At 56.3% G+C, this 23957-nt stretch carries 23 protein-coding genes; 12 read left to right on the plus strand and 11 right to left on the minus strand.

Features of this window, described 5'->3' with window-relative positions:
* Window positions 1-25: 25 nt before the first annotated feature.
* The 4 genes from EAW52_RS07550 to EAW52_RS07565 are packed head-to-tail and all read right to left on the minus strand — an operon-like array spanning window position 26 to window position 4425.
* Entirely contained in the window at window positions 26-1204 is a 1179-nt protein-coding gene (locus EAW52_RS07550) for a DUF4350 domain-containing protein (RefSeq protein ID WP_122041974.1), read from the minus strand.
* Entirely contained in the window at window positions 1201-2763 is a 1563-nt protein-coding gene (locus EAW52_RS07555) for a DUF4129 domain-containing protein (protein ID WP_122041975.1), read from the minus strand. Before EAW52_RS07555 ends, EAW52_RS07550 begins: the two co-directional genes overlap by 4 nt.
* Window positions 2750-3736, minus strand: coding sequence for a stage II sporulation protein M (locus EAW52_RS07560; protein WP_122041976.1), 987 nt, complete (start codon window positions 3734-3736; stop codon window positions 2750-2752). The genes EAW52_RS07555 and EAW52_RS07560 overlap by 14 nt, the downstream gene beginning before the upstream one ends.
* Window positions 3733-4425, minus strand: coding sequence for an RDD family protein (locus EAW52_RS07565; RefSeq protein ID WP_122041977.1), 693 nt, complete (start codon window positions 4423-4425; stop codon window positions 3733-3735). Before EAW52_RS07565 ends, EAW52_RS07560 begins: the two co-directional genes overlap by 4 nt.
* 363 nt (window positions 4426-4788) lie before the next feature.
* Between EAW52_RS07565 and sbcB the strand changes: the two genes are divergently transcribed.
* Entirely contained in the window at window positions 4789-6222 is a 1434-nt protein-coding gene (gene sbcB, locus EAW52_RS07570; RefSeq protein WP_122041978.1) for an exodeoxyribonuclease I, read from the plus strand.
* A 63-nt stretch (window positions 6223-6285) separates the two neighbouring features.
* Here the strand turns inward: sbcB and mvaT are convergent, their stop codons facing one another.
* Window positions 6286-6672, minus strand: coding sequence for a histone-like nucleoid-structuring protein MvaT (mvaT, locus tag EAW52_RS07575; protein WP_019366367.1), 387 nt, complete (start codon window positions 6670-6672; stop codon window positions 6286-6288).
* A 228-nt stretch (window positions 6673-6900) separates the two neighbouring features.
* On the opposite strand from mvaT, the gene purU reads away from it, so the two are divergent.
* Window positions 6901-7752, plus strand: a complete 852-nt coding sequence (gene purU, locus EAW52_RS07580; RefSeq protein WP_010795250.1) for a formyltetrahydrofolate deformylase — start codon at window positions 6901-6903, stop codon at window positions 7750-7752.
* A 16-nt stretch (window positions 7753-7768) separates the two neighbouring features.
* Complete coding sequence (locus EAW52_RS07585; protein ID WP_122041979.1) at window positions 7769-7951, plus strand: hypothetical protein; 183 nt, start codon at window positions 7769-7771, stop codon at window positions 7949-7951.
* On the opposite strand, the gene EAW52_RS07590 is transcribed toward EAW52_RS07585, so the two are convergent.
* The 5 genes from EAW52_RS07590 to leuA all read right to left on the minus strand — a co-directional run bounded on the left by EAW52_RS07590 (window position 7920) and on the right by leuA (window position 13831).
* On the minus strand, window positions 7920-8915 hold the full coding sequence (locus EAW52_RS07590) for a lysylphosphatidylglycerol synthase transmembrane domain-containing protein (RefSeq protein ID WP_122041980.1): 996 nt from the start codon (window positions 8913-8915) through the stop codon (window positions 7920-7922). The two genes, EAW52_RS07585 and EAW52_RS07590, sit on opposite strands and share 32 nt — an antisense overlap.
* Window positions 8912-9676 (minus strand): DUF2334 domain-containing protein, encoded by a 765-nt coding sequence (locus EAW52_RS07595; RefSeq protein WP_122041981.1) that lies wholly within the window; start codon window positions 9674-9676, stop codon window positions 8912-8914. The genes EAW52_RS07590 and EAW52_RS07595 overlap by 4 nt, the downstream gene beginning before the upstream one ends.
* On the minus strand, window positions 9669-10784 hold the full coding sequence (locus EAW52_RS07600; RefSeq protein WP_122044746.1) for a glycosyltransferase family 1 protein: 1116 nt from the start codon (window positions 10782-10784) through the stop codon (window positions 9669-9671). The genes EAW52_RS07595 and EAW52_RS07600 overlap by 8 nt, the downstream gene beginning before the upstream one ends.
* Window positions 10785-11065: 281 nt before the next feature.
* Entirely contained in the window at window positions 11066-12013 is a 948-nt protein-coding gene (locus EAW52_RS07605) for an aldo/keto reductase (protein ID WP_122041982.1), read from the minus strand.
* Between the two features lie 159 nt (window positions 12014-12172).
* Window positions 12173-13831 carry a 2-isopropylmalate synthase gene (gene leuA / locus EAW52_RS07610; RefSeq protein ID WP_122041983.1) on the minus strand — a complete coding sequence of 553 codons (1659 nt, stop codon included), beginning with the start codon at window positions 13829-13831 and terminating at the stop codon, window positions 12173-12175.
* 419 nt (window positions 13832-14250) lie between these two features.
* On the opposite strand from leuA, the gene EAW52_RS07615 reads away from it, so the two are divergent.
* Both EAW52_RS07615 and EAW52_RS07620 read left to right on the plus strand, forming a co-directional pair.
* Window positions 14251-14646 carry a DUF2946 domain-containing protein gene (locus EAW52_RS07615; RefSeq protein ID WP_122041984.1) on the plus strand — a complete coding sequence of 132 codons (396 nt, stop codon included), beginning with the start codon at window positions 14251-14253 and terminating at the stop codon, window positions 14644-14646.
* 82 nt (window positions 14647-14728) lie between these two features.
* On the plus strand, window positions 14729-15199 hold the full coding sequence (locus EAW52_RS07620; RefSeq protein ID WP_122041985.1) for a copper chaperone PCu(A)C: 471 nt from the start codon (window positions 14729-14731) through the stop codon (window positions 15197-15199).
* Window positions 15200-15406: 207 nt separating this feature from the next.
* Here EAW52_RS07620 and EAW52_RS07625 read toward each other — a convergent pair whose 3' ends face one another.
* Entirely contained in the window at window positions 15407-15628 is a 222-nt protein-coding gene (locus EAW52_RS07625; RefSeq protein ID WP_122041986.1) for a hypothetical protein, read from the minus strand.
* Between the two features lie 495 nt (window positions 15629-16123).
* Between EAW52_RS07625 and EAW52_RS07630 the strand changes: the two genes are divergently transcribed.
* From EAW52_RS07630 to EAW52_RS07660, 7 genes are read left to right on the plus strand one after another with little or no spacing between them, the layout of a single operon-like run.
* Window positions 16124-17266, plus strand: a complete 1143-nt coding sequence (locus tag EAW52_RS07630; RefSeq protein ID WP_122041987.1) for a transporter substrate-binding protein — start codon at window positions 16124-16126, stop codon at window positions 17264-17266.
* Complete coding sequence (locus tag EAW52_RS07635; RefSeq protein WP_122041988.1) at window positions 17263-17859, plus strand: ANTAR domain-containing response regulator; 597 nt, start codon at window positions 17263-17265, stop codon at window positions 17857-17859. Before EAW52_RS07630 ends, EAW52_RS07635 begins: the two co-directional genes overlap by 4 nt.
* Complete coding sequence (locus tag EAW52_RS07640; protein ID WP_122041989.1) at window positions 17856-18704, plus strand: ABC transporter permease; 849 nt, start codon at window positions 17856-17858, stop codon at window positions 18702-18704. The genes EAW52_RS07635 and EAW52_RS07640 overlap by 4 nt, the downstream gene beginning before the upstream one ends.
* The gene (locus tag EAW52_RS07645) at window positions 18704-19630 is read left to right on the plus strand and encodes an ABC transporter permease (RefSeq protein ID WP_122041990.1); all 927 of its coding nucleotides are present in this window, start codon (window positions 18704-18706) and stop codon (window positions 19628-19630) included. The genes EAW52_RS07640 and EAW52_RS07645 overlap by 1 nt, the downstream gene beginning before the upstream one ends.
* Window positions 19631-19654: 24 nt before the next feature.
* On the plus strand, window positions 19655-21262 hold the full coding sequence (locus EAW52_RS07650; protein ID WP_122041991.1) for an ABC transporter substrate-binding protein: 1608 nt from the start codon (window positions 19655-19657) through the stop codon (window positions 21260-21262).
* Complete coding sequence (locus EAW52_RS07655; protein ID WP_122041992.1) at window positions 21263-22210, plus strand: acetamidase/formamidase family protein; 948 nt, start codon at window positions 21263-21265, stop codon at window positions 22208-22210.
* A 9-nt stretch (window positions 22211-22219) separates the two neighbouring features.
* Window positions 22220-23950 (plus strand): ABC transporter ATP-binding protein, encoded by a 1731-nt coding sequence (locus EAW52_RS07660; RefSeq protein ID WP_122041993.1) that lies wholly within the window; start codon window positions 22220-22222, stop codon window positions 23948-23950.
* The last annotated feature ends 7 nt before the right edge of the window (window positions 23951-23957 follow it).

A 23957-nucleotide genomic window follows, 5' to 3' on the forward strand; every position in this document is an offset into this window, starting at 1 on the left:
GGCCGCGAGGGGAGTGCACCGCGAGTCATAGTGCCTTCCTAATGCGTTGCAGATGTGCAACGCGGCGCGTGAAGTCGATTGGAGACAGTTTCTCTGATGCCAGCGGACGCATGCTCTGGCTGATCTCATGCGCAGACAAACGAGCCAGGCGGCCTAGAAGCTGCCATTGCTCGGCAACAGGGAGGCGTTCGAAGCCGGGATGACGGCGTCGGGCGTGCTGCTGAATATCTTTCTGCAGCAATGTGATCAGGCTGGCCAGCCCAGCATGTCGGCGAATGAATTCGGCGCTGGCTCGCAGGTGCTCACTCAGCTGACGGCGCCCGGTGGCGGGACTTGGTAGCAGGGGTCCCAGGCGCTGCGCTGACTGCCACAGCCAGAGCGCTAGAAGCAGGACTGCGGCGGCCAGCGTTTCAGGAAAGTAGCGTGCCATGAGCGTAACAAGGCTTTCCTTGTCGGCGCGGTATAGCAGCGTGACGTCACTGTCCTGGGTGATATACCAGAGCAGCCAGGCATTGTCATATTCGCCTATATGGGCGTTTTGCCAGATCCAGGGGTCCGTCATGACGGTAATCAAACCGTTGCCCCATGGCAGCTGCATCATGTGCGTAGCGGCTTCGCTGTTGGCCCAGGACTGGGCTAGATTCCTGGAGTCGTACAGATGAAACTCGTCGTCGAAACCGATATAGGCTGGCTCCTGTTCGTTTTCCAGATAAAGCTTGGTCAACGGAGCCCATTTTTCGGCAGGAGCGGGTTCAGCGTCCTGCTGATCCGTCTCTTCATCCTCCAGGTCGCGCGTCAGCAACTGCTGTACACCGATGGCGTCAAGCAGGAAGTCGCCGCTTTTTTTGCTCTGCTCATCCCACAACTGCTCGGCTACAAAAACGACATGTCCACCTCGGCTGGCCCAGTCCAGGACCTGCTGACTCTGGGCGGGTGACATACGGTCTCGTTTTGCAAGCAGCAGCAACGTGTGGCCTGTCGAAGGCAGCCCATTCAGCACCGCAAAGGAATCACTGTGTTGAATGGTAATGGACCGTTCCTTCAGAAAGCGCTCGGCAGCCAGATAGGGGTTGTTCCGGGCTTCCGGACTGGGCCCTGCATCTTTCAGCGTCTCTGTCAGGGTGATGTACTTCCAGGCCCATAACCCGGTCAGCAGCAGGACGGCCACCATCAGAATAATCCACAGCGAATGCCGACGCGTCATGCAGACACCTGCGGACCAAACAGATGACGCCATTGGTGACAGAGCGCTTGAAGCGTTTCCTGGGAAGGCATGCGATGGCCATAGGCAAGCGCCTGCCATTGGATCGTCACACCGTGCAGATAACCGACCACATCGGCGTTGGGTATTGATCTGCCAAGCTCAAGGATTTCGCCTTCGGTATGCGCCTCCTTCAAGGGCAGATGAAAGTCATGCAAAAGACGGCTCAGCAGGCCTCGATAAAGCAACCCCAGTGCGCTGCGAGGGTCGTGTTGCCAGAGGCGCTCGGCTTCGCCAGGGATATCGGAAGGTAAACTGGTCGGGGCGACTTCCAGACCAAACAGCTGACGAGGCGTGTCGACAGGTCTGGCAGGTTTGGTGGCGATTCGCCGGGTAAAGAGGGTTAGCCAGACGCGGTAACGCCAGAGCAGCACGCCAAGCCCTGCAATCAGTAACGTCCATAACAGGATCTCAATGAAGCGGGCCGCATGGGCAATAAGTGTTTCGAGGTCCCGCCAGTGCAGGCCATTGGATGACGTCACCGAGGCCTTGTTTTTGTCCTGCTGGCCGACGTGCCATTCCAACTGGGTGCGCTCATTCCTGAAGGGCGGGCTCGTCAGTATGACGCTGATGTGCTGCCGGGCAACCTGACTGTTCAGGGGCTGGTTCAGCAGGCGAGGCGCATCCGGGCCGGCTGCTTCCTGAGGTGGCAGTGGGCAGATCGCCGCAGCTGACAGCTCATCTGCCAGGACGGGCGGCGGCGAAAACAAAACGCTCATGGCTCCGACCACAAGCAGCATGGGTATCGCACCTGTCAGGCGCTGGCGCAGGCGTCGAAAGGTCAGCTCAATGTCCCAGGCTTCCAGCGCTGTACGCCGGTTCAGATAAAGACTGAAGCCGCACGCCACATACACGGGCTCCCATACAAGCAGAACCAGTGCATATAGCAAATTTGTAAGGTGCTCCACCCAGAGCAGGCTATGAGCCTCGACATCGATCAGTTTGAGCCAATCGAGTTGCTCGACGATCTGCGAGGGAATGAAGAGATAAATCAGGCCCAGAAGACCGAGATAAAGGGCCATTTCAATGTGCGCACCGGTAAGGGTCAACCAGAAGGCGGCCTGTGTATCTTGTTGCGTCAGGACCCGAACACGAGCCTGACGTGATGCGCCGGACAGGCCTTCAAGCTGCTGTACGGGTAATAGAAAGCTGCGCTTGGGCGTAAAACGTCTCCATAGAAGGCTGGGCAGCAGCTGTACGCTCAGCAACCATGGATAAGCCATCAGCGCTTGTCTGGCCGTAATCGTTTCGCCAAAAAGCGCACGGGACAAAATATGCAGGGGTAGCCGCTCGAACAGTGGCTTCAACCACCAGAAAACCAGCATGACGATGGAAGGATAATTCCAGAGGGCGGCGCTCAACAGGGCCAGAACAGGAAGGGTGAGCAGTGCCCAGCTGGTCATCAAGACACGCAGGTGTTCACGGGCGAGTCTCACGCCAAGATCCAGAGCTTCCCAAGGGCTACGGGGGCGGATAACCGCCTGGCTTTCACTCAGGCGCATGTCGATTTCTTCCTGCCAGCCCGAAATAACCTCCAACGGCCAGCCACAACAGGGCACCTACGCTGTATTTAAGGGTAGGGCTGAGTGCAGCGCTTGATGACCAGTAGGCCTCGACAAAGGCGGCCAGCGTTAGCAGCACAAAGACACCGGCAATCATGCCAACACAGGGTTTGGCGGCATGTCGCAGGGCATCACTGCGGCGCAGCCGGCCCGGCGCCACCAGCGCCCAGCCCAGCTTCAGGCCTGCCGAGCCGGCCAGCGTAATCGCTGTCAGCTCAAATGCGCCGTGCCCTACCACGAAGGGCCAGAAGGTAGAGCCTGAGCCCAGTTGCGTCAGGTAACCTGCCACCGCACCGATGTTAAGCCCATTGAACAGCAGAAAGAACAGTGTCCCCAGGCCATACAGCAACCCGCCTGCAAATGTCTGAAAGGCGATTCCTATATTGTTGCGAATGTAATAGCCGAACATTTGCCAGTCCTGACTGCTGGCCCGCTCGGGCAAGGCTCCTATGCGCTCGGCATCCGGCCTGTACATACTTTCCATGTTGGCAACCTGGGCGGGGTCCAGCAGGCTGTAGACTAGATCAGGTATGTAATAGACCAGTAAACCCATTATGAGAAGGCTGCCATAGAAGAGGGCGCTTGCTACAGCGACCAGGCGCCATTCTGCCCGGACCAGTCGAGGAAAGTCTGCCAGCAGGAAGCCGAGCAATCGCTGCCGAATATTGCCCGGATGGCGATAGATGAGCTGGTGGCCACGCAGCGTCAGTTGATGCAGGTGCTCAATCAGCTGGGGGCTGTAGCCACGTGCCTGAGCAAGTGCCAAGTGCTGGCACAGACGACGGTAGCTAGCAACAAATGCCTTGCTGTGTTCGAGCGTTGAAGTCGGGGTGCGTTTTTCCAGCGCAGACAACTGCTCACTGAAGCGAGCCCACTCAGCCTGGTAGCGATGTTCGAAAGGCGCCTGCCTCATACGTGAGCCCCTAGCAGGGCTTGTGCAATTCGGTTCAGACGCTCAGTGGCTTCGCTGCGGTCTACCCCCAGAGGCTCTGCCAGTAGTGCAGCCAGCTCGTCTCGACGGGATAGAGACAACCCGTTCTGACGCTCGGCAAACGAGAGAATGGCCTGCTGCTCTATTAACCCCAGCGCAAATGGGGGGGACAATGGAATGACGTCCTGTAAGGTAAAGCGCTCGTGTGGTTGCTCTTGGTGAACGACCAGGGTGCCTGCCACCAGATCTCCCAAGCGTTTGAAGCTGGGATGTAACAGGCTGCTCAGGATACCCATGGCATAGCCGAAGGGGAGAAGATCCACGACGCGCAACAGATTGCGTAGCAGCGAGCCGGACCAGCCCACCGGGGTGCCATCATCATTCAAAACGCGCAGTTTCATGAGCTGCTTGCCTGGTGAGCGGCCTTGGTTGAGCACTTCAAACAACACCATGTACCACCAGCTGATCAGAAATGTCAGCAGAGCGATCAAGCCAACCCCGACATGGCCTAGAAAGCCGAGCACAAGGTAGGCAAGCGCCATGATAGCGCCTCGAATAGCCAGGTCGATGGCATACGCCAGGGCGCGAGGTATGACGCTGGCTGGACGCAACATCAGGTCGATGGCTTCCGGGGTTTCGACGCGTAACAGCGTATCGAGTGGAAGTGACATGGGTACAGATGAGCCTTCTCTAGTGTAGGTCGGCACAAGAGGTTGCTCGGCGTTCACACGGTGTCATTGGATGAGAACCCCTACGCAGACTGGAACGACAAAAATAACCAGTCGGCAGGCAAGCGCTTCAGCACATTATCACTCCTTTGATAAGGTCATCACCCACACCTGGTGCGTCTGTGCACGTTAACGCAGCTTGGCTATTCTGACGCACGGCTTGGAATCCATGGGTATCATGAATTCAATGACATACATACGGTCGCAGCCTGCGACATGATAAGCCTAGCGACCCATCAGGCGTATAGGCAACTGAAAAATCCAGAGTGCTCGACTCGAGGCGCTGATAGCTAGGAGAGCTTTGTCGTGAGCCGCACCATATTCTGGTATGACTTCGAAACCACAGGAACCAATCCACGCTGCGATCGCCCACTACAGGTGGCCGGCTTGCGAACGGATGAGGACCTTAACATTGTTGGCGAGCCGCTCAACCTGTATTGCCGCTTGGGCGACGATATCCTGCCGCATCCGGCTGCCTGCCTGATTACCGGCATTACGCCTGAGCGCCTCGAACGCGAGGGGCTTCCCGAGGCCACCTTCATGGCCCACCTGCATGCTCATATAAGCCAGCCAGGTACATGTACGGCTGGTTACAACACGCTGCGTTTTGATGATGAAGTGACACGGCATAGCCTGTATCGAAATTTCTACGATCCGTATGCGCGGGAATGGCAGGGCGGGAATACCCGCTGGGATCTGATCGATTTGCTACGTGCGGCTTATGCCTTGCGGCCGGAGGGCATCGAGTGGCCTCAGGATGAGGGGCGGGTGACCTTGAAGCTTGAGCGTCTTTCCCAGGCCAACGACCTGGAGCATGGTCAGGCACATGATGCTCTGTCGGATGTACACGCTACGATACAACTCGCTCGGCTGGTACGTGATCGGCAGCCACGGCTGTATCATTTCTTGTATCAGCTCAGACACAAACGTTCAGTGTTGGAGCACATTACGTTACTTAAACCGCTAGTCCACGTTTCGGGACGGTTTTCAGCCGAGCGTAATTTTCTTTCCATTGTATTGCCGCTTTGCTGGCATCCTCATAACCGTAATGCGTTAGTTGTCTGTGATCTTCACTTTGACCCAAACCCTATATTAGAGCTGGACGTTCAAACGCTACATCAAAAACTCTATACCCGGCGTGAGGACTTGTTGGCCAATGACGAACTGCCAGTACCGCTTAAACTTATCCAGATAAACCGATGCCCGGTGTTGGCACCTTTGGCTGTTCTAAGAGAGCAGGATCAGGAAAGACTGCAAATAAATATGCAGATGTACAAGCAACGCGCAGCTCTTTTACAAAGTAAGGCAAAAATATGGCGAGACAAATTGTCGCAGCTTTATCAAATAAAGGCTGAGAATGCAGTCTTTGATCCTGAACAGCAGCTGTACAATGGCTTTATATGTGAAAGCGATAGGCGCTTATGTGATGAAATTCGAAGCTGTGACCCTATTAAGTTGGTAGATAAAAGGTGGTTATTCACGGACGAACGTTTGCCTGAACTTTACTTCCGTTATCGGGCCCGAAACTTTTCCCATACTTTGACGGCTGAGGAGCAAGGGCGTTGGCATTCATTCTGCCGTGATCGTTTGATCAATAGTGAATTGGGCGCACCCAATACACTGTCCTCTTTTGAGGAAGCCTTGCATGCACTGGTGCAGACCGCCAGCGAATCACAGCAAGCCCTGCTCAATACATGGCGGGTACATGCGCAGCAGTTGAGAACTCGGTTCGGAGTTTAAAACCTTTTAAACACCTATAAAAAACGCCAGCATTGCTGGCGTTTTTTATCTAACTGACGGATATCAGTCGAGCAGGGTGGCCCAGCTCTCGACATCATCGGCGCCCCACTTGGCTTTCCACTCTTTCAGAGTCTTGTGGTTGCCGCCTTTGGTTTCGATAACTTCACCCGTATGCGGGTTCTTGTATTGCTTTACTTTGCGTGCACGCTTGGTGCCGCTGCCTTGAGTGCTCTTGGCATTACTGCGAGTGCCACGAGTGTTTTTGGCATCAGTGTCAAGAATAGCGATGATGTCACGCAGGGACTTGGAGTATTCACCCATCAATGCGCGCAGCTTTTCTTCGAATTCCAGTTCTTTTTTCAGTTTATCGTCTTGGGAAAGATTACGCAGGCGCTCCTGCAGCTCTTTAATAGCTTCTTCAGTGGCACGGTATTCATTGATAAGGGACATACATTTACCTGCAATGCAAGGGCTGGTCTTTTTTTAATGATAGTGTTGGCGTAACAACAAGTAAACCTACTATTAACTTTTTGCAAGCATAAAACAAGTTAATAAGGTTGATAATGTTCAACTAACATTAAAACTCAGGCGCGATATTCGTCGCCGCAAGTCGATGGAAGCTGAAGTTTTCCGTGCGCAAGGCTAGAATGGCGGCCTCCGTTTTTTCGAGGTTGTTCTATGCGCACTTTTCGTCTGGTGATTGCCTGCCCGGACGGCGTAGGTATAGTAGCCAAGGTAAGTAACTTCCTGGCGACTTACAATGGTTGGATCAGTGAAGCCAGCCACCACTCCGATACCGAGAGTGGCTGGTTCTTTATGCGTCACGAAATACGCGCCGATTCTTTACCCTTCGATTTAAAGGGTTTTTATCAGGCGTTTGCGCCAATAGCCAAAGAGTTCTCCATGCAGTGGCGCATTACTGACTCTGCAGTTAAAAAGCGTGTAGTACTTATGGCCAGCCGCGAATCCCATTGTTTGGCAGACTTGCTTCATCGCTGGCACAGTGGCGAACTTGATTGTGAAATTCCCTGTGTTATTTCCAATCATGATGCATTGCGCAGCATGGTCGAATGGCATGGTATTCCTTATTTCCATGTTCCGGTCGACCCGACTGACAAGCAGCCCGCCTTTGCCGAGGTCTCCCGGCTGATCGATGAGCATCAGGCCGATACTGTGGTGCTGGCGCGTTACATGCAGATCCTGCCGCCGGATCTTTGCCAGCGCTATGCGCATCAGGTCATCAATATCCATCACAGCTTTCTGCCGTCCTTCGTGGGGGCCAAGCCTTACCACCAGGCCGCCAAGCGGGGCGTAAAACTGATCGGGGCAACCTGTCACTTCGTGACCGAGGAGTTGGATGCTGGTCCGATCATAGAGCAAGATGTGGTGCGTATCACCCATCGTGACAATGTCGAGGACATGGTGCGTCTGGGCAAGGATGTTGAAAAGATGGTGCTGTCGCGTGGTCTGCGCTATCACCTGGAAGACCGTGTGCTGGTACATGGCAACAAGACGGTCGTCTTCAACTGATAGGTCCTGAGGTCTTATGAGCGATCCTTTCGAGCGTGCAGTGGCTTTTCCTCCTCCCATCCTGGGGGAGGGATGTACGCAGCGCTACGACCCGGAGGCGCTCAATGAAGACAGCGGCACCGATTTTCCGGGTGCCGCTGAGCTCTGGCAGAATCTCTTGGCTGGCTCTACGCCTGGCGAAAGCGAATCAAGCGATTAAGCAAGGGACGTCCCGCCAGGTGAATAAACACCGGGGCGCCTGCTATGAGATAGAAGTAATACGTCACGGCTCGCCAGATCAGGATAGCTGCCGCTGCTGTCGACTTGCCCACCATGGGCGTAAGCAGCGCACCTGATGCCAACTCCGCACCTCCGGCGCCGCCGGGCAGCAGGCTTGCCTGTCCAGCGGTCAGGGCCAGCATCTGTATCAGAAAGGTCCACGCCCAGGGAATGACGGCTCCCAAACCGACCAGCGTGATATACAAGATGCTGTTGCGTAGCAACCAATGCAGGGCTGTCAGGCCAAACACCGCCGCCAGAGTGGAGTGAGGCATCCGCAAGCTTTCCTTCAAGGCATTGCGAAAGCGCAGTACCTTGCGTCCCCAGCGCAGGCGTCGTGACTGTTTTACGCCCAGGCGCTTCATGATTCGTCCATTGCTGCGCAAAACGGCGCGATGAAAGCGTGCCAATCCGAACAGCAGAACGATAATTCCTGTCATCAGGGCAGCCGTGCCTCCCAGCAGCAAACCTACGTGGGGACTCAGCGCATGGAAGAGGGCATAAATCAGGATGCCGATCAGTGCACAGACGAAAAACAGCAGGTCGCTGATGTGATCCACTGCAAAGACTGCGGTGGCTTGTGCCGGTCGTACGCCGCGGCGCGCAAGAAGCGCCATCATGGTAAACGGACCGCCTGCACCGCCAGGCGTGGCGCAAATGGCAAATTCGGTTGCCATCACAATACCTAGGGAGCGAAGGTGAGTGGTGCGATGCAGGCGTCTGAGTAGCAGGCGCAGGCGAATCGCATTGATGTTCCAGCACAGCACTATCATGCCCAGCATAAGCAGCAGCAGATCAAGTGGAAAGTCCCGCAGCTTGCCTAGTAGACCGGTGCCGCCTAATAGGAGGGGAATGAGTGCTGCTGCCAGCAATGCACTGAGCAGCAGCCATACACCACGGCTCATGCCGCGAGACGCTCGTTGAAATAATGCCGGTTGAGCCAATCGATTTTATTGATGGGGGTGCGTCCTTCTGCCATCAGGCGTTTAAGTAGCCCCAGCCAGTAGTCCCTGGAAAATTCATGTCGCATATCGACAGGGTGTAGCCCCAGGCGAAGCAGGGGCGCTGATCGATGACGGCGAGCGGCTTGCTCGCTCATAAGCCAGGACATGCCTCTTCGCCATGGGCTTCTGGCACTCCATACCAACCCAGGCGCTTCTATCTGGCGATGGTCAGGTAGCAGATAAAAATGCTGAGGATCGCTGGTATATCGTAAGTCGGTCTGGCTCAGGGCACGACATGTTCCTTCGCTCATCAACCAGGCTGGCGCCACAAACCCATGCAGAGGCCAGCCAAAGCGCTCAAACAGCGCAATGCCTTTCTCAAGACGCTCGCGGGCCTGTGCTTCATCAAGGGTGTAGAACTCACCCTCGTAGGTGTAAACCCTGCGCATGAACCAGTCACGCGGATTCGTGGGCGCTGGGGCATCATCACAGTGGAAGTAGCCATGAAGCGCCAGTTCATCGCCGCGAGCCAGACGCTGGTCCATGAGCTTGATGAAGGCTGGATGCTGATCGAGCGGGTTACGATGATGGAAATCGGGAACGACCAACAGCGTCATGGGCACATTGCCCAATTCGTCTACCGACTCCACAAAGGGCTGATAATCTTTCCAGGTTTCTGGTGCCACATCATGTAGCACCAGCATGACATTGCGTTCAACCATGTGCAGCTACCGGCATTTCAGACGTACCCAGCACGGCATGATAGTGAGAGAGCAGACCCGCGACTACTGTATCCCAAGCATGGTGGGCCTCTACATGTTGGCGGGCCTGACGGCCCACGAGACGGGCATCGTCCTCGAAGAGCTCGCGTACGGTGGCCGCCATGGAAACCGGATCATGGGGTTGGCAAAGGCGTCCGGTATTGAAGGGAACGATTTCCGCCAGGGCGCCTGCCTTGACGGCAACAACCGGAATACCACAGGCCATGGCCTCGAGCGCCACCAGGCCAAACGTCTCCTGATGCCCTGCGTGCAGCAGCACGTCGCAACTGGCGACCAGGCGTGCAACTTCGGATGCCGGGCGAAAGCCATTCATGACCGTAACGTTGTCCGGTACATAGCTGGGCATATTCGAGCCCACTAACAGCAGGTGATAGGGCTTGCCCAATTGACGAGCAGTTTCCAGCAGGATGGGCAGATTCTTTTCCCTTGAACCGCGACCGGCAAACACCATCAGACGAGTAGACTCATCCAATCCGAGCTCGCGCTTGAGATGTGGATCTCGCAAGGATGGATGGAACGTTTCAAGATCCACCCCTAACGGCTGCACATATACATTGCTCACGCCCATGCGCTCAAGCTTTTCGACCATGACCTTGCTCGGTGCCAGGACACGATCAAAGCTGCGGTACAGGCGCGCGATGTAGGTACTCATGTTGCTGCCGAACCAGGTGCCGAGCCGGTTACTGGCCAGAAGCGGAAGGTCGGAGTGATAGAAACCGATAACGGGTACGTCCAGCCGGCGACCTGCGTCCAGTGCTGCCCAGGCCGTCATGTAAGGATCGCCCACTTCAATCAGATCAGGCTGCAGCTCGTGCAGTACGTTGCGCCACGGACCGCGTCGGACTGGAAAGCGGTAGCCCTTTCCAAAGGGTAGGGGGGGCGATGGAATCTCATAGATTCCGCCGTTTTGTCGATAGCTTTCTCCTGGAACAAGCACACTGTGCTGAACTCCAGGATAACGACGTAGACGGCGGTGTTTGGCATCAATATATGTGCGCACACCGCCGCTGGCAGGTGCATAAAACATGGTCATATCAGCAATATGCACGATGGAGCTTCCTCCGTTCGGCTTCTTATAAGAACCGTCTGAAACCACCGACATGAGCATTGTGGGTAAAAAGGATAATGCAGGCTCATGCGTTCAGATGTTCTCTCCCTGTGCCCATGAATGGACCATTACAGTAAAAAGACGTTCGCTAAGACCTTGTTCTAGAGCGAAAGCTTTCGCTTCGTTAGCTAAAGAACAAACACGACAGGGTCTCCCTGCGGGCTACCGCAGGGAGACTTGAGCCAGGAAATAGAACGCGACGTCTTTCGAAGCGCCAAATATCAGTACGCGCTGGCGTGATCCAGCGTGCTGATATCCTCGGCACTCAATTGAAGGCGGGTGGCCTCTGCCAACTCCTTGAGCTGGTCAAGAGAGGTGGCGCTGGCAATGGGGGCCGTGACGCTGGGACGTGCCATAAGCCAGGCAAGGGCTACACGAGCTGGGGTCGCGTCATACTCCTCAGCCACTTCGTCCAGAGCTGACAGAATCGTAACGCCTCGCTCGGTCATGTATTTCTTCACGGAATCGCTGCGGGCACCCTTGATATCATCCTTGGTGCGGTACTTGCCGGTCAGAAAGCCGCTGGCCAATGAGTAGTAGCTGATCACACCCAGCCCCAATTCCTGTACCACAGGCTCAAGATTCTTTTCATAGTCCTCGCGCTCGTAGAGGTTGTAGTGAGGCTGAAGACTGATATAACCCGGAATCCCAAGACGCTGGGCGATCTGATGCGCTTCGCGTAGGCGCTCGGCACTGTAGTTGGATGCGCCGATAGCGCGGACCTTGCCTTGCTCGACCAGTTTGGCCAAGGCCTGCAGGGTTTCTTCCAAAGGCGTATCAGAATCGTCGATATGGGCCTGATACAGGTCGATATGATCGGTTTGCAGGCGCTTGAGGGAGTCCTCTACGGCCCGCTGAATATAGTCGGCGCGTAAACCTTTCTTACCGTCCCCCATATCCATACCGACCTTGGTAGCCAGAACGATCTGGTCGCGTTTACCGCTCTTCTTCAACCAGTTGCCAATGATGGTTTCCGACTCACCGCCCTGATTGCCGGGTACCCAGCGCTCGTAGACGTCAGCCGTATCGATGAAGTTGAGCCCGTGGTCGACTAGCCCATCAAGTAGAGTGAACGACTTGGCTTCATCAAGCGTCCAGCCGAATACGTTCCCACCCAAGGCAAGTGGAGAAACGTGCAGGCCGGATTGACCGAGTTGACGTGTGCTCATGGTGTTCTCCTTTTAACGACGATAGGACCGTCCGCTGCCAAGCGGCGAACAGACCTCAAAGGAGGTGTGACTAGAGTGAGCAGGGATCGTTCTGGACGCGGGCGTAAGGAAGGAGGAGCGAAAGGGTGGGGCCCCGGTCATTGACCGGGGCCAAAGGCGTTACTGTATCTGGGAGACGGCGCGGTTCAGGGCACTGAAGAGTGCGCGGAAGCTGGCGGTTGTCAGGTTTTCGTCAATGCCGATGCCATGCAACGGACGGCCGCCGTCCAGGCGGACCTCAATATAAGCTGCCGCCTTGGCATTGGCGCCCGCACCAATGGCGTGCTCATGATAATCCATGACTTCGATCTGGACCGGCAACGCTGACACCAGCGCCTCCAGTGAGCCATTGCCGGTGCCTTGCCAATGCTGGGTTTCACCCTTGGCCATGACTTCAACGTTGACCGCACTGATACCATTCTCTTCCTGCAGGCGGTGGCGCTTGAGCTGGTAAGGCGAAACGGCCTTCAGATACTCGTTATCAAGCAGGTCGTAAATCTGCTGTGCCGTCATTTCCAGTCCCAGGCGATCGGTTTCCTTCTGAACGACCTGGCTGAATTCGATCTGCATCCGACGCGGTAAGGTAATGCCATATTCCTGCTCAAGCAGATAGGTGATACCACCCTTGCCGGACTGGCTGTTGACCCGAATGACCGCCTCGTAGCTGCGACCAATGTCGGCGGGGTCGATCGGCAGGTAGGGTACTTCCCACAGGGTGTCCGGCTTCTGCTGGACGAAGCCTTTGCGGATGGCATCCTGGTGTGAGCCCGAAAACGCCGTGTGCACCAGATCACCCACGTAGGGATGGCGGGGATGAACCGGCAACTGATTGCATTCCTCGACCACCTTGCGCACGGCATCGATGTCGGAGAAATCCAGTTTGGGATCGACTCCCTGGGTATAAAGATTCAGAGCCAGTGTCACAAGGTCCACGTTGCCGGTGCGCTCGCCATTGCCGAACAGGCAGCCCTCGACACGATCGGCGCCTGCCATCAGGCCCAGCTCGCTGGCTGCAACGCCAGTACCGCGGTCGTTATGAGTATGGAGGCTGACAAGCACGCTGTCGCGACGATTGACATGACGGCAGAACCACTCGATCTGATCCGCATAGACATTTGGCGTGGCCGCCTCGATGGTGGCGGGCAGGTTGAGGATCAGGCGGTTTTGTGGCGTCGGCTGAAAAACGTCAATCACGGCATTGCATACTTCGACGGCAAAATCCGTTTCCGTGGAGCTGAATACCTCAGGTGAGTACTCGAAACGCCATTGCGTCTGCGGATTGGCATCAGCCAGGCGCTTGATGACACGACCGGCATTGACGGCAATTGCCTTGACGCCTTCCTTGTCCTGGTTGAAGACGATGCGACGGAAGCTGGGCGCGCAGGCATTGTAGTAGTGCACGATTGCCTGCTTGGCACCTTTCAACGACTCGAAGGTGCGCTCGATCAAGTCCTCCCGCGCCTGGGTCAATACCTGAATGGTAACGTCATCCGGAATGTGGCCGTTTTCGATCAGCTCACGGACAAAATCAAAATCGGTCTGCGAGGCTGATGGGAAGCCTACCTCGATTTCCTTTACGCCTACCTGCACCAGCGTCTTGAAGAAACGCATTTTCTTCTCGCTGTCCATAGGCTCGATCAGAGACTGGTTTCCATCACGCAGGTCCGAACTCAGCCAGATAGGCGCTTCGGTAATGGTCTTGGACGGCCAGGTGCGGTTGGGCAGGTCGATAGTGGGAAATGCACGGTATTTCTTGGACGGATCGTTGAGCATGGCCATGAGAATAATCCTTTAGTTCTTGTTTCTTTCCGCGACCGTAAGAGCGGCGCCATAGTTGAATTGCCGGTCATGGCGCTAGAAAGCACTGCGGCAAGTGAATTCGATGTGTGTCGAGTTCAGGGTCGCAGTCGCGGACTGACCAGACGCAGGCAGGCGTGTTGCCGTAGCAGGATGAGGGTATGTGAAGTAGTCATACCCTCAACACTAGTGAGGAATGCCTTGAATGGCAAGCATGTTTAAAAAATTGGTATAAATCATCGCCAGATGCTTTTTAAAGCAATAAAAAGTTAAAAATTAGGGGTTTGTTGGATTATTTTTTGATGCGCGTAAAGGGTGTCCGAGCGATGGTTCGGATGTCTGGTCGCTTGGGAATATCAAACATGCGACCATAATGACTCACTGAGACTGGAAGCTGATACGTGATACCGCAGAGGCGCCCGCGACGTTTTGCCTGGCTTGGCTTGTTTGCCATGGCCATGGCCTTTGTCGCACCGGTGGTGTCCCAGGCTCTGGCAGCCCATCACGTCCACAGGCATGAGCATCATCACGATGGCATGACCCATTCTCTGGACAAGCAGCCGTCCGTATCGAATACCTTGCAGATTACACAGACGCCACACTGGGTGTATGTCTGGGAGAAATGCGGCTATTGCGATCTGCTGTTCAATAATCCGCCGCTTTCATCTGAATTCGTCATACGTCCGCCGCGCACACTGTATGACAGCCCGGCATACCTGGGCCTGGCTGCACGGGGCTTTGCGCGGCTGCCCGTTTTTATAGGGGCCATGACCCGGGCGCCGCCCGCAGGTGTTTGAGCAACTCGATATTTTAGGTGCCTCGACGGCACGGTAATTCTGTTTTGTTCACGCTGGCGTCTGACGCCTGTAAGGTATTTTTATGCGTATTTTGTTGAGTCTTGTTGCTGCACTGCTTCTCACGCCTTATGCCATGGCACATGAATATGAAACGGGCCAGCTGCATATTGATCATCCCTGGTCACGCGCTACGCCTCCCGGGGCGCCCACCGGAGCGGTTTACTTTGTCGTGCACAATCACGGTAAGCAGGCGGATCGACTGTTAAGCGCTGATTCGCCTGTCGCAGCAAGTGCCGAACTGCACACCACTATCAACAAGGATGGGATGATGGGCATGCGCCATATGGAGCAGGGGGCCGAGATCGCGTCCGGTGCCGAGTTGCGCCTGGAGCCTCAGGGTAATCACCTGATGCTGGTCGGGCTCAAGCAGCCTCTGGTTGCAGGACAGCGTTTTCCGCTGACGCTGCATTTCGAGAAGGCAGGCAATATTGAAGTACAGGTGGCTGTTCAGGATGACGCGCCTGACGCCCATGAGCATCATCATCAGCACTGATTCTTTTCCTTCGAGTCTGCCTGGATAGCCCTGATAGGGAGTTCAGGCGGGTTAAAGGAAATAGAAATAAGTCGAGTAGCCGTCAGCTCAATTGGCGTGTCGGCAAAGGGATCAGTGTAAAGGCAGTGACAAAAGAGGCATGACAATGCCTCTTTTGTCATTAAGTGAGGCGAGCGCCTTCTAGTCTTGGTAGACAACAGTTGCCGGTCAGGCTTCCTGTTCGTGAACGTCCTGCTCGGACTGAGCTTTTTGTTCAGCGATCTTCTGCACTTCCGCTTCGTAGACCCGGTCCATGACGCTGGGACGTTTCCGCCAGGGTTTACGGTCAGGAGTTGATTGAGCCGCGTATGTGGTGATTTCACCACCATAGATGTTTTGAAAGCGCTGGGCCTGGCGTTCCAGTTCGGCGCGAAGTTCTTCTTTCGTCACTTTATTTAAATCTTCACTATTTGTTGTAGTCAAGGCGGTTGATACAAGCTCAGGGCGAGCGTGTATTGCTACTGACCGCACGAGTCGATGGCCAAGTTGAAAAGATACTGAACGGCCATCAGGCTAAGCCCTATTTATATAAGGCCTAAACGGTCTTGTCACCTATTCTTAATGTATTGCGTTATTTGTCAGCCCTAATGAATGGGGCCTTTCGAAACACTTTCCAAGTATGGAAACGCTCCGAATCAGGGCCTTCCCGTCTGATCATGCCTGAAAGTGGTGCACGTCATCAGAGGAGGCAAGCGGTTAGAGCGCGAGCTAGAGCCCTTGTTCCCTGATAGAAGGAGAGTTGGCATCATTTTTTCTTATCTATTTCACAAAGCATGGCGATGTGCCTGTAAGCCTTGACTCTTTATGCGCCCCGATGCGCCCGGGTAACGAAGCCTGAACACGTGTTTCACGACACCTGTTCGGGCTTTTTTTTGGAGCGAAAAAATGCACCGTAAGGTGGTATCGATTGGCGCTTTACTCTCTACCGACGGCACTTACCGGCGTATGGGCCGGAATGCCCTAGCGGGTGCAGAGCATGCCATTGCCGAGCTTAATGAAAGCGGTCACCTGGACTTTGAGCTTCGTCTGCATCATTTCAACCCCGAAGGTAGACCAGAGCGCTACAGTGAAGGGCTGGCTGAGTTGCATGCACAGGGAGTCCGACACATTTTCGGGCCTATCACTTCGGCCAGCCGTAAGGACATCATCCCTGATCTTGAGCAGCGCAACAGTCTGCTCTGGTTTCCATGCCCTTATGAAGGGTTCGAAAGCAGCGAAAACGTCTTATACCTCGGGGGCTGTCCTAACCAGACGTTGATTCCCCTGCTGCGTTTTGCCATCGAGGCATTTGGTGACCGAGCCATGCTGATTGGCTCCAACTACGTATGGGGTTGGGAAAGCAACCGCATTGCCCGCGAAATCATGGAGGCAGCGGGTGGCGTCACTTGTGGTGAGAAGTATTTCCACTTGGGCATTACTGCGTTTGGCGAGGTGATCGAAAGTTTACTCACCAGTCGGCCAACGTTCGTACTGAACAACCTGGTTGGCGAATCTTCTTATGCCTTTTTGCAGCAGCTGGACCAGGTGTGCGTCGAGCGTGATATGCGCCTGCCGGTGCTCAGCTGCAACTTTACCGAAGGGGAGCTGGTCGAGCTGGGACGCATGCAGGCCTTGCGGCTGTTTTCCTGCGGTCCTTACTTCGAGGCAGTGGACCCGGTGTTCAGCTTGCGCCAACGCCGTCGGCATGGGCCGCACCCTTATTCACACTATTACGCCTGTACCTACGCCGGAGTGTATCTGCTGGCGGAGGCCTGCCAGAGAGGCAGCAACGATACACCAGCCGAGGTATGCAAAGCCCTGTATGCCGCACCGGTGAAAACAGCGTTGGGCGACCTACAGGTATCGCCCCGCAACAACCACACCAGCCTGCCATGCTACATCGCCGAGCTTGAAGACGAGCGCTTCGTGATCCGGCATGTCGAGCCCACATTATGTGAGGCGGACCCGTACCTGACGGCGACTGACCTCAGCGTATTTCGTACCCGGCGGCACGCCGTACCGTCCCGCCATTTGAGGATCGTCAAATGACTCTGCTTGAGCGTCCCGATTTCGAGAATACCCGTTTGCTGCTGGTGGATTGTGATGAGCGCGCCCAGGCGAGTCTGCAAAAAAGCCTGCAGCGTCTGGGTGTTGCGGCGTCGGTCGTGGCGCAGGATGCCGAAACCGGCCTGAATGATGTATTGGCGCTGGTCGTGGAGCTGGATCAGTTCGCCAGCCCCGAGCTGTTGGCCGAGGCGAATAGACGCGCTCTGCCGATCATCGCACTGACCCAGCACGAGACGCTGTCACAAATTCAGCGTGCGCTGGAGTTAGGCGCAACTGCGATGCTGAACAAGCCCATCACGCAGGGCTCGGTTTATACCACGCTGATGATGGCCATCGGGCTGCGCGACCGGCTGCGTGATGAGCAGCAGAAAGTCGTAGGTCTGCAAGACAAGGTGGACAGCCGCCCCCTCGTGGCTCAGGCGCTGGCCTGGCTGATGGTCGAGCTGGAGATCACTGAAACCCAGGCCTACGAGCGTATCCGTCACCTTTCGATGCAAACCAACCGGAGCCTGGAAGAGATCTGCCTGGATCTGACCCAGGCGCATCGGCAAGATGCAAGGGAGGCTCGCTCATGACGGGCGTAGCCACTTTGTACCGTCGGCCCTCCGTCGTGATCGCATTGCTGTTCATTGTGGCAATCGTGTTGCTGGCTGTACTGGCGCCCTGGGTGGCGCCCTATGATCCTTCTGAGCAGTTCATCGAGGGGCTGACCCTGGAAGGTGCGCCATTACCGCCGGACGCGACGTATCACCTGGGAACGGATCTGCTGGGCCGTGATCTGCTGTCGCGTCTGCTCTATGGCGCACGAACCTCCTTATTCATCGGCGTACTGGCCAATGGGATTGCCGTATTGATCGGCACGCTGGTCGGCCTTGCGGCGGGCTTCATACGCGGTTGGCTCGGAACGATTCTGATGCGGTTCACCGACCTCATGATGGCTTTTCCGGCGCTACTGCTGGCCATCGCCTTGGCGGCCATCTTTCAGCCCAGCGTGTGGATTGTGGCGCTGGTCATCGCCATGGTGAACTGGGTGCAGATCGCCCGGGTGATCTATTCGGAAACCGTGGCGCTGTCGGCGCGGGATTTCGTTGAGGTCGAGCGTACCCTGGGTGCAAGCTCCATGCGCATTCTGTTTTCCCACCTATTACCGCATCTGGTCCCTACGATTCTGGTCTGGGCCACGCTGGGCATCTCCACCACCGTATTGCTGGAAGCTACGTTGTCGTTTCTGGGTGTGGGGGTTCAACCGCCAACACCCAGCTGGGGCAACATCATTTTTGAAAGTCAGACCTACTTTACGTCAGCGCCCTGGCTGGTGCTGTTTCCCGGGGCGGCCATCGTACTGCTGTCGCTGTCGTTCAATCTGGTCGGTGACGCGTTGCGCGATGCCCTTGATCCGACGCTGAAGGGGAGAGGCTGATGTTGACCTTCATGACCCGCCGAGTGGCGTACGCATTGCTGATCCTGCTAGGGGTTACGCTGATTACCTATCTGCTCCTGTTCATGCTGCCGGCCGATCCGGCGCGACAGATCGCCGGGCGCAGCGCGACACCCGAGGTGGTCGAGAACATTCGCCATCAGTTGGGGCTGGATCTACCGTTCTACCAGCAATACTTCAACTACCTGAAAGGGCTGTTACACGGCGACCTGGGGCGCTCCTTTATCCAGCGCTCGGAGGTCTCTGAGCTGATCGGCTCACGTCTTGTGCCTTCGCTGCAGCTCATGGGGATGGGCATCCTGTTCGAGCTGATCATCGGGATCGGCCTGGGCATTATCGCCGCGCTCAAGCGGGATTCGTTTGCCGACCGCCTGCTCATGGCCTTTTCCTTCATAGGCGTGTCGTCCCCCCAGTTCATCGCCGCCATGCTTTTTCTGTACTTCTTTGCTTTAAAGCTTGGCTGGTTTCCCATGGGCGGGTATGGCGAGTTTCGCCATATTCTGTTGCCTGCTCTGACACTGGGGCTCCTGGGGAGCGGCTGGTACTCGCGGATGGTGCGCTCTTCCATGATCGAGGCCTTGCATCAGGACTTTATTCGGACGGCGCGGGCCAAGGGGCTGAGTCGTCTGCGTGTGGTGTTTCGCCATGTGCTGCCTAATGCCATCGTTCCAATCATTCCGATGATCGGAATCGATATCGGCATTTTTATGGGTGGGCTGGTGGTCGTGGAGTCAGTGTTCGGCTGGCCTGGCATTGGTCAGCTCGCTTGGCAGGCCATTCAGCAAGTGGACATTCCCGTCATTGTTGGCGTTACGACCGTCTCGGCCGTGGCGATTGTCGTAGGCAATCTGCTGGCTGATCTGGTGATTCCGCTGGTTGATCCGCGTATCGATGTGAAAAAGCACTAACGACATCTAAAAAGAGGCAGGAGCATGAGAAGGAACGCTTTATCCCTGGCCATTGCGGCTACGCTGTTCGCTGGCAACCTGCTGGCGGCCGAACCCAAGACGGGCGGCGAGGCGGTCATCACCTATCAGAACGATGTGGCGACGCTGGATCCAGCCATTGGCTACGACTGGCAAAACTGGTCCATGATTAAAAGCCTGTTTGACAGGCTCGTCGACTACAAGCCCGGCACGACGGAGCTGGTCCCGTCACTGGCTGAACAGTACACCGTCTCCGATGACGGCACCGAGTACACCTTTACGCTGAAGAAAGGCGTCAAATTCCATAATGGTCGCGAGTTGAAGGCCAGCGACGTGAAATATTCCCTGGAGCGGGCCGTCAACCCGAAAACCCAGAGTCCGGGCGCCGGATTTTTCTCGTCCATCCAGGGCTATGAAGACATGACCTCTGGCAAGAGCCAGACGCTGAGCGGGGTCACGACGCCTGATGAATACACCGTCAAGATAAAGCTGAATCAGCCTAACGCTACCTTCCTGCACATCATGGCGATCAACTTCGCCTCGGTCGTTCCGAAAGAGGCGGTCGAACAGTGGGGCGCTGACTTCGGCAAGCATCCGGTAGGTTCCGGTGCCTTCGAGCTGGCCGAGTGGAAACTGGGCCAGCAGCTGGTCTTCAAGAAGAACCCGAACTACTTCCATGCTGGCGTACCGTATCTGGATAGCATCAAGTTCGAGATCGGCCAGGACCCGACGGTCTCCCTGATGCGCCTGCAAAAGGGTGAAGTGGACATCGCCGGGGATGGTGTGCCCCCCGCGCAATTTCTGCAATTCAAGAATAACCCGCAGCAGAAGGAGCTGATGGTCATCGGTGACCAGTTACAAACGGGATACCTCACGCTGAAGACCACGTTGCCTCCGTTCGACAAACTTGAGGTTCGAAAGGCCGTAAACATGGCGATCAGCAAGGACCGGATCGTTCGCATCATCAATGGTCGCGCCAAGCCGGCCAACCAGCCACTGCCGCCGGCCATGCCCGGGTATGACGCTGCGTACAAGGGCTATGCTTACGATGTGGAGGGCGCCAAGAAGCTCCTGGCCGATGCAGGCTTTCCCAACGGTTTCGATACCGAGCTGTATGTGATGAATACCGACCCGCAGCCACGTATCGCCCAGTCCATCCAGCAGGATTTGGCCAAAGTGGGTATTCGTGCACAGATCAAGTCCCTGGCGCAGGCCAACGTGATTGCGGCAGGAAGCGAGAAAGACAAGGCACCTATGGTGTGGTCGGGCGGTATGGCCTGGATCGCCGACTTCCCCGATCCATCGAATTTCTACGGTCCTATCCTGGGGTGCGAGGGAGCGGTAGCGGGTGGCTGGAACTGGGCCTTGTACTGCAACAAGGCGCTGGATGCCGAAGCGAAAAGGGCTGATTCGATGGCCAGACCCGAGCAGCAGGCCGAGCGGATTGCCTTATGGAAAAAGATCTTTACCGATGTCATGGCCGATGCGCCGTGGGTGCCGATCTTCAACGAGCAGCGCTTTACCGTGCGATCTGCTCGCATGGGAGGTGACGATGCGCTGTATGTCGACCCTGTCCACGTCCCCGTCAACTACGACTATATCTGGGTGAAGTGAATGTGCCAGAACTGCTTGGTTAAAACGATCCATAGCATCAACAGCCATTTCGGCTGGGACAACAGCTTCGAGCCAACGGCTCGAGTAGCGCCCGGAACCGAACTGGAGTTTCAGTGCCATGACTCCTCCAACGGCTACTTCAACGCGCAGTCGGTCGCCGCCGATGTGTCCACGATGCCGTTCGACAAGATCAATCCGGTTACCGGGCCGATTTTTGTCGAAGGTGCCCAGCCGGGTGATGTACTCAAGGTGACGATCGACAGCTTCAAGCCTTGCGGCTTTGGCTGGACCGCGAATATTCCAGGCTTTGGCCTGTTGGCCGATCAGTTCAAGGAACCGGCGTTGGCCTTGTGGCATTACGATAAGGAGAGCCTGGCACCCGCTGCGTTCGGCCAGTTCGGCAAAGTCCCGCTCAAGCCGTTTGCAGGCACCCTTGGCGTTGCTCCGGCTGCGCCAGGGCTGCACTCCATCGTCCCGCCCCGTCGCGTGGGAGGCAACCTGGACATCCGCGATCTGGCCGCCGGCACTACGCTGTATCTGCCCGTGGAGGTGGAGGGGGCGCTGTTTTCAATAGGGGATACCCATGCGGCCCAAGGGGATGGCGAGGTCTGTGGGACGGCCATCGAGAGTGCCATGGATGTGGTGGTAAAGCTGGACCTTATCAAGTCCACTCCCTTGGCCGCACCGCGCTTCAGTACGCCAGGGCCGGTAACCCGTCACCTGGATGCCATGGGGTACGAGGCCTTTACCGGCGTCGCGTCTGACCTGATGGATGCGGCTCGCCAGGCGGTGAGTAGCACAATCGACTGGCTCTGCCGTGAACACGGCATGCCGGCCGAGCAAGCCTACATGCTGTGCTCGGTCTGCGGTGATCTGCGAATCAGTGAAGTGGTGGACATGCCGAACTGGGTGGTCTCGTTCTACTTCCCCAAAGTAGTCTTCAACTGAGGTAATGCCATGACTGCCGAGACACCCCGGCCTTTGCTGTCGGTCGAGCACCTGTCCATCGAGTTTGGTAGCAGGCGCGTCGTGAATGACCTCAGCTTTGCCCTGCACAGTGGCAAGACCCTGTGTATCGCCGGAGAGTCCGGCAGTGGTAAATCCCTCACCTCGCTGGCCATCATGGGGTTGCTGCCCAAGATGGCGCGATTGCCCAGCGGCGTTATCCTTTTCGAGGGACAGAATCTGCTGGATCTGCCCGAGCGGCAGATGCAGGCGCTCCGGGGTAAGGACATCGGCATGATCTTTCAGGAGCCCATGACGTCGCTCAACCCATTGATGACCGTCGGCCAGCAACTGGAGGAGACGGTACATCGACATGAGGCGGTGAGTCGTGGTCAGGCGCGGCAGCGTGCCCGTGAAATGCTCGACGCGGTGCGTGTACCCCAGGTGGAAAAGCGCCTTACGCAATATCCCCACGAGTTGTCCGGCGGAATGCGGCAACGGGTAATGATCGCCATGGCGATGCTCTGCCGTCCGCGGGTGCTGATTGCCGATGAGCCTACCACAGCCCTGGACGTCACCATTCAGGCCCAGATCCTTGAACTCATGCGCGAGTTACAGGGCGAGTTTGGCACCACGCTGTTGATGATCACCCATGACATGGGCGTGGTGGCGGAAATGGCCGATGAGGTCGTGGTGATGAATCAGGGCGTGATGGAGGAGCGGGCACCGGTACGCGAGCTTTTTAAGACGCCCAAGGCAGCGTATACGCAAAAGCTTCTGGCGGCCGTGCCGGTACTGGGCACAGCCGCCAAACCTGAATCGCGAGCAACGCAGCCAGTAGTGCTGGAGGTTCAAGACCTCACCGTGCGCTTTCCGCTGCGGGGCGGCTGGTTCGAGGAAGCTCGCAACGTTCACGCGGTGGAAAACGTAAGCTTCAATCTGCACCAGGGCGAAACCTTGGGAATCGTAGGGGAGAGCGGCTGCGGCAAGTCCACGACCGGCAGAGCGCTTATGAACATGTTGAGTTACGAGGGCAGCGTGAAGCTCATGGGGCGGGAGTTGAATGGGCTTGTCGGCAATGCGCTCAAGCCGGTGCGGCAAGATATCCAGATGATCTTTCAGGATCCGTACGCCTCCCTCAATCCGCGCAAGACAATCCTGGATCTCGTAGGCGAGCCTTTGCTTATTCATGGACAAGGCGATCTTGCGGCCCGTAAGAGGCGTGTCGCCCAATTGCTGGATCAGGTTGGCTTACCGGCTGAGGCAATGGAGCGCTACCCGCATATGTTTTCGGGCGGACAGCGGCAGCGTATCTGTATTGCCCGTGCGCTGGCGCTCAACCCCAAGGTCATCATTGCGGATGAGTCCGTATCGGCGCTCGATGTGTCCGTACAAGCACAGGTGCTCGATCTGCTGGAGCGCTTGCAGAGGGAATATCAGCTGAGCTACGTCTTTATTTCCCACGACATGGCAGTGGTCGAGCGTATCTGTCATCGTGTGGCGGTCATGTTTTGCGGTCAGATCGTTGAAATCGGTCAGCGTGATCAAGTGCTTGGAAATCCGCAACATGTTTATACGCGGCGGCTATTGGCTGCTGTGCCCATGCCGGATGTAGATCACCGCAAGGACTTTAAAAGCCTGCTCAAGGACGTCGAAACGCCTGACCCTATCAAGCCACGTGGTTATCAGGCTCCCTTGCAGCGTTATCGCGCGGTAGATCTGGATCATTGGGTTGCGGTTTAAGTCTTTG

Source organism: Pseudomonas sp. LTJR-52, from assembly GCF_003691465.1.
Classification (GTDB): Bacteria; Pseudomonadota; Gammaproteobacteria; order Pseudomonadales; family Pseudomonadaceae; genus Chryseomonas; species Chryseomonas luteola.

Excerpts from the sequence above, each read along its gene's own strand:
- EAW52_RS07550 (WP_122041974.1), bottom strand. The coding sequence starts at position 1,204 with ATGACGCGTCGGCATTCGCTGTGGATTATTCTGATGGTGGCCGTCCTG.
- EAW52_RS07555 (WP_122041975.1), bottom strand. The coding sequence starts at position 2,763 with ATGCGCCTGAGTGAAAGCCAGGCGGTTATCCGCCCCCGTAGCCCTTGG.
- EAW52_RS07560 (WP_122041976.1), bottom strand. The coding sequence starts at position 3,736 with ATGAGGCAGGCGCCTTTCGAACATCGCTACCAGGCTGAGTGGGCTCGC.
- EAW52_RS07565 (WP_122041977.1), bottom strand. The coding sequence starts at position 4,425 with ATGTCACTTCCACTCGATACGCTGTTACGCGTCGAAACCCCGGAAGCC.
- mvaT (WP_019366367.1), bottom strand. The coding sequence starts at position 6,672 with ATGTCCCTTATCAATGAATACCGTGCCACTGAAGAAGCTATTAAAGAG.
- purU (WP_010795250.1), top strand. The coding sequence starts at position 6,901 with ATGCGCACTTTTCGTCTGGTGATTGCCTGCCCGGACGGCGTAGGTATA.
- EAW52_RS07585 (WP_122041979.1), top strand. The coding sequence starts at position 7,769 with ATGAGCGATCCTTTCGAGCGTGCAGTGGCTTTTCCTCCTCCCATCCTG.
- EAW52_RS07590 (WP_122041980.1), bottom strand. The coding sequence starts at position 8,915 with ATGAGCCGTGGTGTATGGCTGCTGCTCAGTGCATTGCTGGCAGCAGCA.
- EAW52_RS07595 (WP_122041981.1), bottom strand. The coding sequence starts at position 9,676 with ATGGTTGAACGCAATGTCATGCTGGTGCTACATGATGTGGCACCAGAA.
- EAW52_RS07605 (WP_122041982.1), bottom strand. The coding sequence starts at position 12,013 with ATGAGCACACGTCAACTCGGTCAATCCGGCCTGCACGTTTCTCCACTT.
- leuA (WP_122041983.1), bottom strand. The coding sequence starts at position 13,831 with ATGGCCATGCTCAACGATCCGTCCAAGAAATACCGTGCATTTCCCACT.
- EAW52_RS07620 (WP_122041985.1), top strand. The coding sequence starts at position 14,729 with ATGCGTATTTTGTTGAGTCTTGTTGCTGCACTGCTTCTCACGCCTTAT.
- EAW52_RS07630 (WP_122041987.1), top strand. The coding sequence starts at position 16,124 with ATGCACCGTAAGGTGGTATCGATTGGCGCTTTACTCTCTACCGACGGC.
- EAW52_RS07635 (WP_122041988.1), top strand. The coding sequence starts at position 17,263 with ATGACTCTGCTTGAGCGTCCCGATTTCGAGAATACCCGTTTGCTGCTG.
- EAW52_RS07640 (WP_122041989.1), top strand. The coding sequence starts at position 17,856 with ATGACGGGCGTAGCCACTTTGTACCGTCGGCCCTCCGTCGTGATCGCA.
- EAW52_RS07645 (WP_122041990.1), top strand. The coding sequence starts at position 18,704 with ATGTTGACCTTCATGACCCGCCGAGTGGCGTACGCATTGCTGATCCTG.
- EAW52_RS07650 (WP_122041991.1), top strand. The coding sequence starts at position 19,655 with ATGAGAAGGAACGCTTTATCCCTGGCCATTGCGGCTACGCTGTTCGCT.
- EAW52_RS07655 (WP_122041992.1), top strand. The coding sequence starts at position 21,263 with ATGTGCCAGAACTGCTTGGTTAAAACGATCCATAGCATCAACAGCCAT.
- EAW52_RS07660 (WP_122041993.1), top strand. The coding sequence starts at position 22,220 with ATGACTGCCGAGACACCCCGGCCTTTGCTGTCGGTCGAGCACCTGTCC.